Source organism: uncultured Caldilinea sp., from assembly GCF_937128415.1.
Classification (GTDB): Bacteria; Chloroflexota; Anaerolineae; order Caldilineales; family Caldilineaceae; genus Caldilinea.
This window is the reverse complement of sequence record NZ_CAKZMJ010000025.1, coordinates 13,607-29,201: the sequence shown is the minus strand read 5'-3', so window position 1 is coordinate 29,201 and position 15,595 is coordinate 13,607. Positions and strand designations below refer to the sequence as shown.

Below are 15,595 nucleotides of genomic sequence, written 5' to 3'. Positions count from 1 at the left end.
GAGCCGCACCTCCGAAAACCATCATCACTCCGTAGGCGCTGCGCGTAGCGGCGCTTCCCCGGTCAGCCAAATCCTCGGCGCTCCTTCTCCCCCTCTCCCAGCCTTGGGAGAGGGGCCAGGGGGTGAGGGCCTCCGGCTGAGAGCCGCACCTCCGAAAACCATCCTTATTCCGTAGGCGCTGCTCGTAGCGGCGCTTCCCCGGTCAGCCAAATCCTCGGCGCTCCTTCCCCCCTCTCCCAGCCTTGGGAGAGGGGGGAGGGGGGGTGAGGGCCTGCGGCTGCAAGCCGCAGCGACGAGGGAGCCGGCGCCTTCGCATTGGTTAAAAATTAAATTTAGAGCCTCCCAAAAATAAAGCCAACTGCGTAAGGTGAGTCACGTATATTCGGAGAGCAGGCCGCGTTTCAGCGCGTACTGCACCAGGTCGGGGCGGCTGCTGAGGTTGAGCTTTTCCATGATGCGTGTGCGGTAGGTCTCGACGGTCTTGGGGCTAAGCGCCAGTTTTTCGCCGATCTGCGCGGCGGTGTAGCCAAGCGCCAGCAGCTTGAGCACCTCGCGTTCTCGTTCGCTGAGGTTTTCGTAGGCGTCTGGCGCAACGCCGCTGTTGACCTGAGAAATGTAATCTTCCAGCAACATGCGCGTCGCCGAAGGATAAAGAAACGCGCCGCCGCGCGCCACGGTGCGAATGGCGTCGAGCAATTCCGTGTCCACAGTCGATTTGAGCACGTAACCGGCCGCTCCCGCCTTCAGAACCGGGAAAAGATACTTTTCATGTGCATGCACGGTCAGGATCAACACCTGCACTTCGGGGCGCTCCTGCCGGATGCGTCGGGTGGCCTCCAAACCGTCCATGACCGGCATCGAGATGTCCATCACCACCACGTCCGGGCGCAGCGCAACGGCGGCGGCGACGCCCTCGGCGCCATTTTCCGCCTCGCCGATGACCTCCATGTCCGGCTCGGCGTTGATCAGCGCCTTAAGGCCAACGCGCACGATCATATGGTCGTCCACCAACAAGACCCGAATTTTCTGCGTCATTGTCATCCTTCCGTCTGCGGCCAGGGGGCTTGCGCCTTGATGCGCGTGCCTGCGCCCGGCCGCGATGCAATTTCCAGTGAGCCGCCGATCATGGCGATGCGCTCGCGCATGCCGATCAGCCCCAGACCATCTCCCTTGCGACCGTCGAGGCGGCTTGCGTCGAAGCCAACGCCGTCATCCACCACTTCCAGGATGCAGCGCCGTCCATCGCTGTGTAGAGAGACTGCGACCTTTTTGGCCTGAGCATGGCGACAGACGTTGGAAAGCGCTTCTTGCGCGATGCGATAGAAAACCAGCTCCATCTCGCGCGGGAGGCGGCGCTCCATCCCTTCGATTGTGATCGACGCCTGGAGGCCATGGGCCTTGTTGAGTTCATCCACCCGCCACTCGAGCGCAGCGGCGAGGCCCAAATCGTCCAGAATTTTGGGACGCAGGTCCAACGCCACGCGACGGACATCCTCCAACGCGCGCGCCGTCAATTCGCGCAGCTCCTGGATATGACGCTGCGCCTCCGCAGGGTTTTGTGCGCGCTCAAGCAAGCGAATATGCACCAGCAAAGAGGTGAGCGACTGCGCAGCCTCGTCGTGCAGTTCGTGCGCGAGGCGACGCCGTTCTTCCTCCTGCGCCTGCAAAATTTGATGCGAAAGTTGGCGCAGCCGTTGCGAGTCATGTTCAATTTGCTCGAGCATTTGATTGAACGCTTCGGCCAACCGATCGAAGCGCTCGTCGCTGTTGTCGCCGAGCTCCACCCGCACATTGCGGCTGCCGCTGCGAATGGCCTCCACCGCCGTCTGTAGCCGATCCAACGGTTCAAGCGCTTTGCGCAGCACCCACTGATTGACCAGCACGCTGATGACGACGCCGGCGCCCGCAAACAACGCAATGAGCGGATAGTGTTCTTGATCGGGGAAAGCCGTGACATGCCAGACCGTGATGATGGTGCCGGCGACCGCCCCTAGCGCCACGATGGCGATGTTGGCCCAGAGAATCTTGTAGAAGAGCGGCGTATGCAGCAGCCGCCGACGAAGTTTCGCAATCACGCGCGCCCTATCAAACCCAGTTTTCCGGCGTGTATTCGCCGAAGACGCCGCGCAATGCGTCACAAATTTCGCCGAGCGTTGCATAAGCTTCGACCGCTTCGATGAAGAGCGGCATCAGCGACGCGCTCGGGTCCCGCGCCGCGTGCTCGATGCGCGCCAGCACGGAGCGCACGGCTTCGTTATCGCGTTCGGCGCGCAGCTTTTTCAGCGCCTCGATCTGGTCCAGACGCACGCGCTCATCGACGCGCAGCAGCTCGCCCTCAGGACGTTCGTCGGTCTGGAAGCGGTTGACGCCGACGACAATCTGCTCGCCCTTTTCAATGGCGCGCTGGGTGCGATAGGCGGCGTCCTGAATCTCACGCTGGATGTAGCCTTCCTCCACCGCTCGCAGCGCGCCGCCCAGCTCGTCGATGCGGGCGATGTACGCTTCGGCGCGGCGCTCGATTTCGTCCGTGAGCCACTCGATGTAGTAGGAGCCGCCCAGCGGATCGACCGTGTCCGCCACCCCGCTTTCATAGGCGATGATCTGCTGGGTGCGCAGGGCGATCTCGACCGACTTCTGTGTGGGCAGGGCCAGCGCCTCGTCCTTGCTGTTGGTGTGCAGGCTTTGCGTCCCTCCTAACACGGCGGCCAGCGCCTGAATCGTCACGCGCACGATGTTGTTGTCCGGCTGTTGGGCTGTGAGCGTGCTGCCGCCCGTCTGCGTGTGGAAGCGCAGCTTCCAGGAGTCCGGATTCTGCGCGCCGAAGCGATGGCGCATGATTTTCGCCCACAGCCGCCGCGCGGCGCGGAATTTGGCCACTTCCTCCAGGAAATTGTTGTGAGCATTGAAGAAGAAGCTGAGCTGCGGCGCAAACTTGTCGACGTCCAGGCCGGCGTTGATGGCTTGTTGCACGTACTCGATGCCGTTGGCCAGGGTGAAGGCCACCTCCTGCACGGCGGTGCTGCCTGCCTCGCGAATGTGATAGCCGCTGATCGAGATGGTGTTCCACTTGGGGACTTCCGTAGCGCAGTAGCGGAAGATGTCGGTGATCAGCCGCATCGAGGGCGTCGGCGGAAAGATATAGGTGCCGCGTGCGATGTACTCCTTCAAAATGTCGTTCTGCACGGTGCCGCGCAGTTGGTGGGTGGAAACCCCCTGGCGTTTGCCGACCGCGATCACCATCGCCAGCAGGATGGCGGCCGGCGCGTTGATCGTCATGCTGATGCTGACCTTGTCGAGCGGGATGCCGTCGAGCAGCGTCTCCATGTCGCGCAGGCTGGAGATCGAGACGCCCACCTTGCCGACTTCTCCTTCGGCGAAGGGATGGTCGGCGTCGTAGCCGATCTGGGTGGGCAGGTCAAAGGCGACGGAGAGGCCGGTCTGCCCCTGCTCGATCAAGAATTTGTAGCGGGCGTTGCTTTCTTTCGCCGTGCCAAAGCCGGCGTACTGGCGCATCGTCCACAGGCGCCCCCGGTACATGTTCGGCTGCACCCCGCGCGTGAAAGGGTATTCGCCTGGAAAACCGAGCTTTTCAATGTACGCCTCGTCGTCGGCGGCGGGCGTGTACACCGTATCGACGATCATGGCTTCGTCGCTGGTTGTAAACTTCTCCTTACGTTCGCCAAAGCGTTTGAGCAGCGGCGCCAGCGTGTTCTCCTGCCAGCTTTTCTTGAGCGTTTCGATCTTGCCTGCGGTGGCAATCATGCTCGACCCTCCATTCTATGCAACATGCGCCTTGCGCTGCGCTACATCTCGCTGCGTCCGGCCAGCGCCCGCCCGAGCGTCACCTCGTCGGCGTATTCGAGGTCGCCCCCGACAGGCAATCCACGGGCAAGCCGCGTGACGCGCACGCCAAGCGGCTTGATGAGGCGGGCGATGTACATGGCCGTCGCCTCGCCTTCCAGGTTCGGATTGGTCGCCAGGAGCAGCTCGCGCACCGGCGTCTCGTTCGTCTGGATGCGATGCAGCAGCTCGCCGATTTTTAAGTCCTCCGGTCCAATGCCTTCGACCGGCGAGATGGCGCCGTGCAGCACATGATAAACGCCGTTGAACTCGCGCGTGCGTTCGATCGCCTGCACATCGAGCGGCTCCTCTACGACGCAGATCAGGCCGTGATCGCGCTGGGGATTGGCGCAGATCGAGCACGGGTCCTGGTCGGCGATGTTGAAGCAGACGCTGCAAAAGAGCGTGCGTTGTTTCAGCTCTTCCAGCGCCCGCGCCAATCGAAGCGCCACCGATTCATCGCTGCGCAGCAAGAAGTAAGTCAGTCGGGTCGCTGTCTTCGGACCGATGCCGGGCAGTTGGGTGAACGCCTCGATCAGGTTCGAGACCGGTTCGGCGAGTGGTTGCATAGGCGTTTCAAAACACTCCGGTTAGAACAAGCCAGGCGGCAGCCCCAAGCCGCCGGTCAACCCGCCGAGGCGCTCCTCTTCGAGCTTCTTCACCTGCGCCAATGCGTCGTTCATGGCGGCGAGGAGCAAGTCTTGCAACATCTCGACGTCCTCCGGATCGACGACCTCCGGCTTGATCGCAAGGCTTTTGAACTCCCGCGCGCCGGTGATCACGAGCGTCACCGCGCCGCCGCCGGCGCTGACCGTGATCTCCTCTGCGGCCAGGGCGGCCTGCGTCTTCTCCATCTCCTCCTGAAGCTTCTGCACCTGCGACAAAATGCTGTTCATGTTGGGCATGCCGCCGCCAAAGCCGCCGCGGCCGCCGAATCCACGTTGCTTCTTGCTCATCTTGTTTTATCCTTTGCTCCGATCAAAAACATGGGATAATCGTCCCTTGAACACCGGTTGAAGTTCTTCTCTATTTCAGGACAAACGATCGCGTGAAGGAATCATTGTCCTCGCTTCCGGTCCGGTTGCACCACCTGCGCGCCGAGGTCTTGAATGGCGTACTCCACCAGCGGGTCGATCGCGTCCGTCGGCGGGCTCTCGACGGAGAGCGTCGGCGCATTGGGCAGCACGGCGCGCTCGCCGATCTGAAAGACCACCTGAAAGGGCCGTCCTGTCATCTGCTGCAGGATATGGCCGATCTGCTCGCGCGTCTGAGGGGTGTCCACCATGTCGCGCACCATGGCGTACTGCTCGGTGAAGGCGAACACGAAGGTGGACTTGCCCACCGCCGTGTCCCTGGCCGAGTTGAGCGCGCCCAGCACCTTGGCGCCGCATTGTTGCTTGACCAGTCGCTGGAATTCGCTCCAGCGCTTGCGCAGCATCTCCGCCATGGCGGGGTCGGGAAGCTGCGGCGTCTCCGCAGGCGAAGCTGCGTCGGCCGGCGCAGCTGGCGGCCCCGGCTGCGCCGGTTGAAGTTTTGGCGGCGCAGCCGGTTCTTTCGTGCTCGCAGCGGCGAGCGTCTCGGGAACAACCGGCGGCGCTGTCGTTCTGGCTTCGCCTTGCACGACTTCGATCAGCGCCAGCTCCAGCGGAAGCTGCGGTTGGAAACCGCCCTTTAGTTCGTGGATGGCGGCGCTGAAGCGTTTGATGGCGTAGAGCGTCGTCGTCAAGTCCATCTTCTTCGCCTGCGCCTGCATCTGTTGCACGGTTTCGGCGGGCAGGTCGTCGAGCAGGGCCGGGTCGTTGGTCATCTGCAGCATCATCAGGCCGCGCAGGTGCTCGATCACCTGCTGGCAGAACTCCGGCAGGCTGGCGCCGTCGAGCGTCAGGCGATGAATGAGCTGAAGACCTTTGGCCGTGTTGCGCTCGGCGAGGGCGGCGACGAACTCGACGACCGTCTGCGCGTTGACGGCGCCCAGCACCTGCTCCACCTGCGCCAGCGTGACGCGATCCTGGCCGAAGCTGAACATCTGGTCGAGCAGGCTGACGGCGTCGCGCATGCAGCCCTGCGCGCTGCGCGCGATCATCAGCAGCGCGTCTGGCTCGGCGTCGAAGCCTTCCGCCTCGACGATGTGTTGCAGGTGGCGTGCGATTTCCGCAGCCGGGATGCGTCGGAAATCGAAGCGCTGGCAGCGGCTGATGACGGTGGCGGGAATCTTGTGCGGCTCCGTCGTGGCCAGAATAAAGCGTGCGTGCGGCGGCGGCTCTTCCAGCGTCTTGAGCAGGGCGTTGAAGGCGCTGCCGCTCAGCATGTGCACTTCGTCGATGATGTAGATTTTATAGCGGCCTTCGCTGGGGCGAAATCCGACCTTGTCGCGCAGCTCGCGGATGTCATCGACGCTGTTGTTAGAGGCGGCGTCGATTTCGATCAGGTCGATCATGCGGCCTTCGGTGATCGCCTGGCAGGTGGGGCAGCGGTTGCAGGGGCGCTCCGCTTCGGGCGCGGTGCAATTGAGCGCCTTGGCCAGAATGCGCGCGGTGCTGGTCTTGCCCGTGCCGCGCGGCCCGGCGAACAGGTAGGCGTGCGCCACGCGGCCATCGCGCAGAGCATTTTTGAGCGTCTGGGTGACATGCTCCTGCCCGACGACTTCGTCGAAGGTCTGGCTGCGCCACTTGCGATAGAGTGCGGTGGACATGGTGGAAGTGTATCATGAAAGGAGGTGTTTGTAGGAATTGCCTTCCCGTCAAACCGCCAGATCGAACGGCAGGTCGCTGATGTCGCGCAGGCGCATTCCCTCGACCATCATGTCGAGAAGCTCCGGTTGATCCGGGTTGTCGAGTTCGATCAGGCTCTCTCGCAGTTCAGGCAAGGCAAAATGGTAGATGCAATCGAGGTCACCGACGCCCAGTGCAATGGCGGCGATGCGCGTGGGCAGCGGCTCAGCAGTGACGGCCGCTATTTATAAAAGCCGATCACGAATTCTTCGTGCATTCTTCTTTGAATTTGTGAGTCGCTGTTGACGATTTGACCAGCAGGCATCGTGCGCCGATTGCGATCCAAGCGGCGAACCCCGACGCCGGGAACCTCAAATCCAATCGTCTCGCCGATCTCCGCCAGGCAGCGATGCGTCTCCGTGTCGATGCGACGTATCTCCGAACTCGCCACAACGACAACGGCAGCCCGGTCCGGCTTCAGCACCCGATGCATCTCACGAAGAATTCGGGTCATCTCTGAATAATAGCGATGCAACGCCTTGCCGCGCTTCGGATCGGCGGCGGAGATGGCTTCCACGATTGCGGCAGTCCTCGGCGGCAATGGCTCGAAGGGAAAATCCATCACAGATTCACCGCCTACGCACTGCTTGCGCGTCTCGCTCAACTGGCTGAGATTGTAGCCAAGCCAGACAAGTGAGAATTTATTGGCGCGCATATAGTCGATGGCGTTGACGGCGTAGGGAGGCGACGTCACAATCAGATCCACGGTCGCCGACGCCACCGGAAGCGCCTGGGCATCCGCCAGATGAAGATCAACCGGGAAATCGGTGACGGGCAGTTCGCTGAGGCTCTGAATATTTTGGAGCGCACGCTTGCGAAATTCGACAATCGCCGAACGCAGACGTTTGGTGAGCAGTTTGGTTCGCGGCGAAATTTCCGCTTCGGGGTCTGCGCCAAGAATTTTTTTGCCCGAAGCTGTAAAAACCACCTTGGCCCGATGAGGACGGGTATGCGCCAAATCGAACGCCAACGAAACGCCGCCCGTCTTCGTAATGATGCACGCGGACAGCGCCAGCGTGAAGAAATCTCGCATCGCCGGCTCAGCAATCGCTTCGATCGCCTGGAGCAACGCCGCCAGCTCCACCTGGGTTTCGAGGGCAAACCAGTAGTCGATAAATTCTCTTGTCTTTTGATCCCAGCGGGCGCCGATTGCCGCCAGCGTCTCTTCGGGTTGCGTCGCAATGCAATGGTTCGCCCGGTCAATAATGGCGTAAAGTTGTCGGCGCAGCGCCTCTCCGTCCAACGGCGTCGTCTTGAAGCGGGAAATCAAATACGCCAACGGGTCAATGTCGCTTCCAATGCCGCGTCGTCGAGCGAGATACGCCTCGACGATCGTCGTGCCGGAGCCCATCATCGGATCGAGCACGGCGTCGCCCGGCGCCGTCAACCCACGAATAAACGCATCGGGAAGAGCCGGAGGAAATTTCGCCGGGAATGCGTGAAAATCATGAGACGCATAGCCTGTATCGTGGCCATGGTAGTCCAGATTCCCCATCAGAAGCCGAACCAGACGCTCCCGATAAGGCAAATCGGGCGACAAGGCGTTCTTTTCATCTTGCGGCCACAGCCCTAGCTGATAAACAGAAGGCTCTTTCAGTTTGATTGGGTTCTTTGGCTCGTTCATGGCGTCAGTTATCATAGCACAGCCCCTCTAAAATCAACAGCGACGGCGAATTCTCACCGTCGCTGCCTTTCGTTGCTGGCTGGGGGACAGGGATTCGAACCCCAACTGCCTGATCCAGAGTCAGGTGTTCTGCCGATTAAACTATCCCCCATCGCCTGACTCACACCTGTATTTGTACAAACAGTATACTCCAGACCTGCGAAGCAGCCAAATTTCAGGGCTTTCCGGTGCAATTTCAGGCGACGAGCCGGCGAGAAGTTCTATCGACGCACAAGCTGCCTGCCCGCCCAGGCGACGCCGAAGATGAGCGTGCAGGTCAACACGATCGCTGCGCCGGAGGAGACGTTGAAATAGTAGGAGGCGTATAGCCCTACGACGCCAGCGAGCACGGTGAAGAACGCCGCCAGCGCCATCATGCGCACCAACCGATGGGTGAGCAGTGCGGCGGCGGCGGCAGGCGTCACCAACAGCGCGCTCATCAACACCACGCCGACCGCCTGGATGCCCGTCACCACGCTCAGGGCCAGCAGAATGAGCAACAAGAAGGTCAGCCGATCGACCGGGATGCCGATCACGCGCGCATAGATCGGGTCGGCGGAGGAAAGCTCTAGCTCCTTGTGAAAGAGCGCCAGCAGACCCAGCACCAGCGCCGCCACCAGCGCCATCAGGCGTAAATCTTCGACCGTAACGCCCAGAATATTGCCGAAGAGCATGTGCGTGAAATCTCGATAGGAGCGCACGGTGCTGATCAGGAGGATGCCGAGCGCGAACATGCCGGTGAAAACGATGCCGATGGCCGTGTCCTCGCGCACTTCCTGACGCCGCGCCAGCCAGCCGATCAACATGGCGGCGATCACGCCGGCAATCACGGCGCCTCCGGAGAGGCTCCATCCCACCAGGTAGGCGATCACCAGGCCGGGCAGCACGGTGTGCGCCATGGCGTCGCCGATGAAGGCCATCCGACGCAGCACGACGTAGCTCCCGATCACCGCCGCCGGCACGCCGATCAAGACGGCGGCGAGCAGCGCGGTTTGCATGAAGCTATAACGAAAAGGCGCAACGAGAACCTCAAGCATGGACGACTCCTGGCGTCAACACCGGCAGCGCCTGTTTGGGCAGGTGTAAAACAGCTTCCCCGTAGGCCCTGCCATCCTCCAGACGAATCACCGCGTCATAGTCGCTCTCCAGGCGATCGAGGTCATGGGTGGCGACGACGATGGTGCGTCCATTCGCCTTTTCTTCGGCAAGCACGGCTGCAACGATGGCGCGCGTCTCCGCGTCGACGGCGTTGAGCGGCTCATCGAGCAACAAAAGGTCGGCGCCCTGCGCCAGCGCACGCGCCAGCATGACGCGCTGCTGCTGGCCGCCGGACAACTGCCCGATCTGGCGTTCGGCGAGGTCGTCGATCTGCAGCCGCGCCAGCATGGCGTCCACAATGCGCCAGTCTTCCGGGCGCGGGCGTCGAAACCAGCCCAGATGCACGTAGCGGCCGCTGACCACCAGGCGACGCACCGTGATCGGGAAATGCCAGTCGATCTCGCTGCGCTGGGGTAGATAGGCGACGCGGTGATGGCATGCTCCCACCGGACGGCCGTAGATGCGCACCTCGCCGCTGCGGATGGGCAGCAGGCCGGCCACAGTTTTGAAGAGCGTCGATTTGCCGGCGCCGTTGGCGCCGATCAGCGCCACGCGCGCGCCCACCGGCACGTGCATTGTCACGCCTTGCAATACGTCGCGCTGATCGTAGCCTGCATGCAGGTCGCGCACCAAAAGCGCTGGCTCGCCGGCCACCGGACAGACCTCATGGCGACCTGCGTAAGAAAAGGAAAACATCTCAACGCCCTCCATCTCTCGAACGTTTTCCGGTCGCGCAAAGCGCAAGCAGCTCTGCGACCTTAAAAGAGATCATATCTCACTGCCGCACAATCGTCCAAATCAATCGAGGGCAATTGATACTGATTTTCAATGCGGGCGTCGCACCCTGGCGAGGCGAATGACATTTTCTCTTGAATCTTCGCATCTGGTTTTTAGCACGCCTTGAAAGTCCATCTATTTTGTCATCTATCTCTGCAGAGTACTATAATGGCGAACGTGTAGAACCTTTCTCGGACAACAGTTGCACATTTACACCTTTATTACATCTTTTCGGCGCCAGGCGAGATCGACGCTCTCTGGACGCCGGAAAACTCGACTTCGGAGTCAAACTCGGCTCGCGAGCCAACCTTGAGGAGGTTTTCACTTGAATTTGCATGAATATCAGTCCAAACGCGTGTTCGCCCGCTACGGCATTCCGGTTCCGAGCGGCGAGGTGGCGACCACGCCAGGCGAAGTGCGCGACATCGCCGTTCGTCTCGGCGGGCCGGTTGTAGTGAAGTCGCAGGTGTTGGTCGGCGGACGCGGCAAGGCGGGGGGCATCAAGCTGGCCCGCACGCCGGATGAGGCCGAGCAACGCGCCGACGAAATTCTCGGCATGAAGATCAAAGGGTTGACGGTGAAGAAGGTGCTCGTCGACCCTGCCGCCGACATTCGCAAGGAGATCTATTTAGGCGCCGTGCTCGACCGCGCCAGTCGGCGCATCGTGCTGATGGCGAGCAGCGAGGGCGGCGTGGACATCGAGGAGGTGGCGGCCCAGACGCCGGAGAAGATCGTCAAGGTAGCCGCGCACCCGTTCCTCGGCTTGCGCCCCCATCACGCCCGCATTCTCGCCGACGGCATCGGACTTCCGAAGGAACTCATCAACGATTTCATCAAAATTTCTCAAGGGCTGTACCAGGCTTTTGTCAACACCGACGCCAGCCTGGCCGAAATCAACCCGCTGGTCATCACAGGCGAAAACAAACTGTTGGCGCTCGACGGCAAAATTTCCGTCGACGACAATGCGCTCTTCCGACATCCGGAGCTGGCCGAGATGCGCGACCCCGATGAAGAGGATCCCAGCGAGCGCGAGGCGCATCGCTACGGCCTGAGCTACATTCACCTGGACGGCGAGATCGGCTGCATGGTCAACGGCGCCGGCCTGGCCATGGCCACGATGGACATCGTCAAGCTGTATGGCGGCGAGCCGGCCAACTTCCTCGACATCGGCGGCGGCGCCCAGTCGGACAAAGTGGCGGCGGCGCTGCGCATTATCCTCAGCGACAGCCGCGTCAAGGCGGTGCTGATCAATATCTTCGGCGGCATCACACGCTGCGACGAGGTAGCGCGCGGGGTGCTGGAGGCGATCGGGACGCTTGACGGGCGCGTGCCCTTCGTCGTCCGCCTCGTCGGCACCAACGAAGAAGAAGGCCGCCAAATTCTCGCTGAAGCCAACCTGATCACCGCCACCAGCCTGGCCGACGCTGCGCAGAAAGCGGTGGCCGCCGCCAAAGGAGAGCTACAATGAGCATTCTGGTCGGAAAAGAGACGCGCCTTTTGGTGCAAGGCATCACCGGTCGCGAGGGCGCTTTTCACACCAAACAGATGATCGACTACGGCACGCAGGTCGTCGCCGGCGTGACCCCGGGCAAGGGCGGCGAATGGGCGTTCGGCAACATTCCGATCTTTGACACCGTGAGCGAGGCGGTGCACGCCACCGGCGCCAACACCAGCGTAATCTTCGTGCCGGCGCGCTTCGCCGCCGACGCCATCATCGAAGCCGCCGAAGCGGGCATCGAGCTGGTCGTGTGCATCACCGAAGGCATTCCGGTGCTCGATATGGTGCAGGTGCGCGCCTACCTCGACACCACGCACACGCGGCTGATCGGCCCGAACTGTCCCGGCTTGATCACGCCGGGCGAGGCCAAAGTCGGCATCATTCCAGGGCACATCATGACGCGCGGCAATGTCGGCGTGGTGAGCCGCTCCGGCACGCTCACCTACGAGGTCGTCTATGCATTGACGCAACGCGGCATCGGCCAGACGACGGCGGTCGGCATCGGCGGCGATCCCATCAACGGCACCTCGTTCCTGGATGTGCTGCAAATGTTTGAGGAGGACCCGGAAACCGAGCAGGTGATCCTGATCGGTGAGATCGGCGGCACGGATGAACAGAAGGCGGCGGAATACATCGCCTCTCGGATGAGCAAGCCGGTGACCGCCTTCATTGCCGGTCAGACTGCGCCGCCTGGGCGTCGCATGGGGCACGCAGGCGCCATCATCTCCGGCGGCGAAGGCACGGCCGCCGAGAAGATCGCTGCACTCACGCGCGCCGGCGCCAAAGTGGCGCGCCATCCCGACGAAATCGCCGACCTGGTGGCGAGCCATCTGAGGTAGAGGCGCTTGCCTGCGGCATGCACCCGGTTGCCCTCCAATCAGCCGGCAACTGTGGTGGAGGCGGTTCCGTAGTTTTTGACAGCATCATCTGACAAGCGTCGCAGGTGCAGCTTCCGGCCGCACATTCCCGGCAAACTGCGGGGTTGTGGGTGAACCAAGGAAATGCAGAGGCGTCCATGCAGAGGCAGGACGCCTCTGCATTTGTGAGAGTCGGTCTCTCCAATTGCCGCTCCTGGCGCAGAAGGACGCTTTGTTCCAATTGCAAGCCGCGCAACCGGAGATTTTTCCGGCGTATGCTTCAATTGAGCTATGACTGAGGATCTGCTGCGGCTTACGCCTTCTGGCCTCTATTGTCCGGCGGGCGATTTTTATATCGACCCCTGGGCGCCGGTTGCGCGCGCAATCATCACCCACGCGCACGCCGACCATGCACGTCCGGGCTCCCAGCGTTATTTGACGACGCCGACCGGCGCGCCCTTGCTTGCGCGCCGCGTCGGCGACGCGGTGGTTCAGACGCTGCCCTTTGGTGAGCGGCTGACCATCAACGACGTGACGATTTCCTTTCATCCCGCCGGCCATCTGCTCGGTTCGGCGCAGGTGCGCCTCGAACGGCGGGGCGTGGCGTGGGTCGTCAGCGGCGATTACAAGCTGGAACGCGATCGCACCTGCGAGCCTTTTGAACCGGTGCGCTGCCATGTGTTCATCACGGAATCAACCTTTGGCCTGCCGATCTACAGATGGCCGCCGCAGGCGGAGGTCTTCGCCGAGATCGAGCGCTGGTGGCGAACCAACCAGGAAAACGGCTACACCAGCGTGCTTTATGCGTATGCGCTGGGTAAAGCGCAACGCCTGCTGGCCGGGATCGACGCCTCGCTTGGCCCGATCCTGGTGCACGGCGCCGTGCTGCCGTTCATCCAACTCTATCGCAGCGCCGGCGTCGAATTGCCTGAGGTTTTCCATGCGGATGAGATGAACGCCCGGCTGCATCGAGGCAGGGCATTGGTGATTGCGCCTCCTTCGGCCGGCCATATGTCCGGCTGGCTGCGCAAGTTCGGTCCTTGCTCCCAGGCCTTTGCGTCGGGCTGGATGACTATCCGCGGCGCGCGTCGACGCCGCGCCCTCGATCGCGGCTTCGTGCTTTCCGACCATGCAGACTGGGCCGGTCTCCTGGAGGCGATTCGCGCCACCGGCGCAGAACACATCGGCGTCACCCATGGCTATGCAAGCCAGATGGCGCGCTTTTTGCAAGAGGCCGGATGGCGCGCTGAGGTGATCCCAACCCGGTTCACCGGCGAGGCGCTGGAAGAAATGGACGCAGGCGTCGACGGGACGGTGGAATGACGGTGGCATCATGGATAGATTCACGCAGCTATACACCGAGCTGGATGAGTCGAACCGCACCAACGACAAGGTGGCGGCGCTCGAGCGCTATTTCACTGCAGCGCCCGCCGAAGACGCAGCCTGGGCGCTCTATTTTCTCACCGGTCGGCGCTTCAAGCGCACGCTTTCGTCTACGCAGCTTCGCATCTGGGCGGCGGAGGAGGCGAAGCTGCCGCTCTGGTTGGTCGAGGAGTGCTACGACGCCGTCGGCGATCTGGCCGAAACGTTGGCGCTGTTGCTGCCCGAAACAGGAAACGGCATCGCTTTGCCGCTCCATCAGGTGGTGGCCGAACGAATTGCGCCGCTTTCCGCGCTCGGCGAGGAAAAACAGCGCGAGCTGGTGCGCCGCACCTGGCGAGAGATGAATCGCCAAGAGTGTTTTGTCTGGCATAAGTTGATCACAGGAGGCTTTCGCGTCGGCGTCGGACGCACGCTGGTCGTGCGCGCGTTGGCGAACGTGGCCGGCGTCGATCCGGCGGTGATGGCGCACCGTCTGATGGGCGATTGGACGCCGACCGCCGCCGACTACAGGGCGCTGCTCGATCGAGGAGTGAACCAGATCGACCACAGCCAACCCTACCCTTTCTTCCTAGCTTATCCACTCGAAGACCCGTTGGAGTGGCTCGGCTCCTGCAATGAATGGCAAATCGAATGGAAATGGGACGGCGTTCGCGCCCAGGTCATCCGACGCCGTGGCGAGCTGCTCCTCTGGACGCGCGGGGAGGAGCTGGTGACCGACAGCTATCCGGAACTGCAGCGCCTGGGTCAGTGGCTGCCGGACGGCCTCGTCCTTGACGGCGAAATTCTGGCCTGGCGCGAGGGTGCGCCGCTGCCCTTTCATGTGTTGCAGCAGCGGCTTGGACGTAAGCGCATCGACGCCAGAACGCTGCGCGAGGCGCCCGTGATTCTGATGGCCTACGATCTGCTGGAGGAAGAAGGCGTCGATCTTCGCCCTCTGCCCCTGAGCGAACGGCGCCAACGTCTGCAAAGGCTGGCGGCGTCATTGCCGGCCGATGCACCGTTTGCGCTTTCGCCCACCCTCGAGGCGCAAGGTTGGAAGGCCGTGGCGGCGATGCGCGCCGCCGCTCGCGAGCGGGGGGCCGAAGGGTTGATGCTGAAGCGGCGCAGCTCGTCCTACGGCGTCGGGCGCATCAAAGGCGACTGGTGGAAATGGAAGATCGACCCGTATACGGTGGATGCCGTGCTGATCTACGCCCAGCGAGGTCATGGGCGCCGCGCTTCGCTCTACACCGATTACACTTTCGCCGTATGGGACGGGGACGAGCTGACGCCGATCGCCAAAGCCTATTCCGGCCTCACCGACGAGGAGATTCGCCAGGTGGACGCCTTCGTGCGGCGCAACACGGTGGAACGCTTCGGCCCGGTGCGCGCCGTGAGACCGGAACTAGTTTTCGAGATTGCCTTTGAGGACATTCAACCGTCGAACCGTCACAAATCGGGCGTTGCGTTGCGCTTTCCGCGCATGGCGCGCTGGCGTAGAGACAAACGGCCGCAGGACGCCGACACTCTGGAGATGCTGCAGGCGTTGCTTAAGCAGAAATCGACGTGACCTTGTCGCTTGTGATCTGATTCACACCGAGTCAGAAAACGGCGACGCATTCAAACTTAAAGATAGATTTTATAATGAAAATGTAACGTCTCAAGGATCGCCTCCGCATCGACGGCGCTCCATCTGTTGAGACTCCCTCGCCAAACGGAGCCGCTTCCA

14 protein-coding genes and 1 tRNA gene are annotated in these 15,595 nt (G+C 62.2%); 4 read left to right on the top strand and 11 right to left on the bottom strand.

The window, feature by feature from the left end; genetic code table 11:
• Positions 1–372: 372 nt before the first annotated feature.
• From Q0367_RS03230 to Q0367_RS03180, 11 genes are all read right to left on the bottom strand, one after another.
• A complete protein-coding gene (locus tag Q0367_RS03230) occupies positions 373–1,035 on the bottom strand; it encodes a response regulator transcription factor (protein WP_297633172.1) in 663 nt (220 codons plus the stop codon).
• 2 nt (positions 1,036–1,037) lie between these two features.
• Complete coding sequence (locus Q0367_RS03225) at positions 1,038–2,075, bottom strand: ATP-binding protein (RefSeq protein ID WP_298980932.1); 1,038 nt, start codon at positions 2,073–2,075, stop codon at positions 1,038–1,040.
• 10 nt (positions 2,076–2,085) lie between these two features.
• A complete protein-coding gene (locus tag Q0367_RS03220) occupies positions 2,086–3,762 on the bottom strand; it encodes a methylmalonyl-CoA mutase (protein ID WP_298980930.1) in 1,677 nt (558 codons plus the stop codon).
• Between the two features lie 41 nt (positions 3,763–3,803).
• A complete protein-coding gene (gene recR / locus Q0367_RS03215) occupies positions 3,804–4,409 on the bottom strand; it encodes a recombination mediator RecR (protein WP_298980928.1) in 606 nt (201 codons plus the stop codon).
• A 21-nt stretch (positions 4,410–4,430) separates the two neighbouring features.
• Entirely contained in the window at positions 4,431–4,796 is a 366-nt protein-coding gene (locus Q0367_RS03210) for a YbaB/EbfC family nucleoid-associated protein (RefSeq protein WP_297633180.1), read from the bottom strand.
• A 101-nt stretch (positions 4,797–4,897) separates the two neighbouring features.
• Complete coding sequence (gene dnaX / locus Q0367_RS03205) at positions 4,898–6,532, bottom strand: DNA polymerase III subunit gamma/tau (RefSeq protein ID WP_297633182.1); 1,635 nt, start codon at positions 6,530–6,532, stop codon at positions 4,898–4,900.
• A gap of 48 nt (positions 6,533–6,580) precedes the next feature.
• Entirely contained in the window at positions 6,581–6,745 is a 165-nt protein-coding gene (locus tag Q0367_RS03200; RefSeq protein WP_298980936.1) for an NgoMIV family type II restriction endonuclease, read from the bottom strand.
• A gap of 47 nt (positions 6,746–6,792) precedes the next feature.
• The gene (locus tag Q0367_RS03195) at positions 6,793–8,235 is read right to left on the bottom strand and encodes a DNA methyltransferase (RefSeq protein WP_298980927.1); all 1,443 of its coding nucleotides are present in this window, start codon (positions 8,233–8,235) and stop codon (positions 6,793–6,795) included.
• A 76-nt stretch (positions 8,236–8,311) separates the two neighbouring features.
• Positions 8,312–8,386, bottom strand: a tRNA-Gln gene (locus Q0367_RS03190).
• A 109-nt stretch (positions 8,387–8,495) separates the two neighbouring features.
• Positions 8,496–9,311 carry a metal ABC transporter permease gene (locus Q0367_RS03185; RefSeq protein ID WP_297633189.1) on the bottom strand — a complete coding sequence of 272 codons (816 nt, stop codon included), beginning with the start codon at positions 9,309–9,311 and terminating at the stop codon, positions 8,496–8,498.
• Complete coding sequence (locus tag Q0367_RS03180; protein ID WP_297633191.1) at positions 9,304–10,068, bottom strand: metal ABC transporter ATP-binding protein; 765 nt, start codon at positions 10,066–10,068, stop codon at positions 9,304–9,306. The genes Q0367_RS03185 and Q0367_RS03180 overlap by 8 nt, the downstream gene beginning before the upstream one ends.
• Before the next feature lie 406 nt (positions 10,069–10,474).
• Here Q0367_RS03180 and sucC point away from each other — a divergent pair, with 406 nt between their 5' ends.
• The 4 genes from sucC to Q0367_RS03160 all read left to right on the top strand — a co-directional run bounded on the left by sucC (position 10,475) and on the right by Q0367_RS03160 (position 15,436).
• Complete coding sequence (sucC, locus tag Q0367_RS03175) at positions 10,475–11,617, top strand: ADP-forming succinate--CoA ligase subunit beta (RefSeq protein WP_298980925.1); 1,143 nt, start codon at positions 10,475–10,477, stop codon at positions 11,615–11,617.
• Positions 11,614–12,486 carry a succinate--CoA ligase subunit alpha gene (gene sucD / locus Q0367_RS03170; RefSeq protein WP_297633195.1) on the top strand — a complete coding sequence of 291 codons (873 nt, stop codon included), beginning with the start codon at positions 11,614–11,616 and terminating at the stop codon, positions 12,484–12,486. Before sucC ends, sucD begins: the two co-directional genes overlap by 4 nt.
• Before the next feature lie 309 nt (positions 12,487–12,795).
• Positions 12,796–13,827 (top strand): ligase-associated DNA damage response exonuclease, encoded by a 1,032-nt coding sequence (locus tag Q0367_RS03165; RefSeq protein WP_297633197.1) that lies wholly within the window; start codon positions 12,796–12,798, stop codon positions 13,825–13,827.
• Between the two features lie 10 nt (positions 13,828–13,837).
• A complete protein-coding gene (locus tag Q0367_RS03160) occupies positions 13,838–15,436 on the top strand; it encodes an ATP-dependent DNA ligase (protein ID WP_297633199.1) in 1,599 nt (532 codons plus the stop codon).
• The last annotated feature ends 159 nt before the right edge of the window (positions 15,437–15,595 follow it).

Coding starts and splice junctions, on each gene's coding strand:
- Q0367_RS03230 (WP_297633172.1), bottom strand. CDS start 1,035: ATGACGCAGAAAATTCGGGTCTTGTTGGTGGACGACCATATGATCGTG.
- Q0367_RS03220 (WP_298980930.1), bottom strand. CDS start 3,762: ATGATTGCCACCGCAGGCAAGATCGAAACGCTCAAGAAAAGCTGGCAG.
- recR (WP_298980928.1), bottom strand. CDS start 4,409: ATGCAACCACTCGCCGAACCGGTCTCGAACCTGATCGAGGCGTTCACC.
- Q0367_RS03210 (WP_297633180.1), bottom strand. CDS start 4,796: ATGAGCAAGAAGCAACGTGGATTCGGCGGCCGCGGCGGCTTTGGCGGC.
- dnaX (WP_297633182.1), bottom strand. CDS start 6,532: ATGTCCACCGCACTCTATCGCAAGTGGCGCAGCCAGACCTTCGACGAA.
- Q0367_RS03195 (WP_298980927.1), bottom strand. CDS start 8,235: ATGAACGAGCCAAAGAACCCAATCAAACTGAAAGAGCCTTCTGTTTAT.
- Q0367_RS03185 (WP_297633189.1), bottom strand. CDS start 9,311: ATGCTTGAGGTTCTCGTTGCGCCTTTTCGTTATAGCTTCATGCAAACC.
- Q0367_RS03180 (WP_297633191.1), bottom strand. CDS start 10,068: ATGTTTTCCTTTTCTTACGCAGGTCGCCATGAGGTCTGTCCGGTGGCC.
- sucD (WP_297633195.1), top strand. CDS start 11,614: ATGAGCATTCTGGTCGGAAAAGAGACGCGCCTTTTGGTGCAAGGCATC.
- Q0367_RS03165 (WP_297633197.1), top strand. CDS start 12,796: ATGACTGAGGATCTGCTGCGGCTTACGCCTTCTGGCCTCTATTGTCCG.
- Q0367_RS03160 (WP_297633199.1), top strand. CDS start 13,838: ATGGATAGATTCACGCAGCTATACACCGAGCTGGATGAGTCGAACCGC.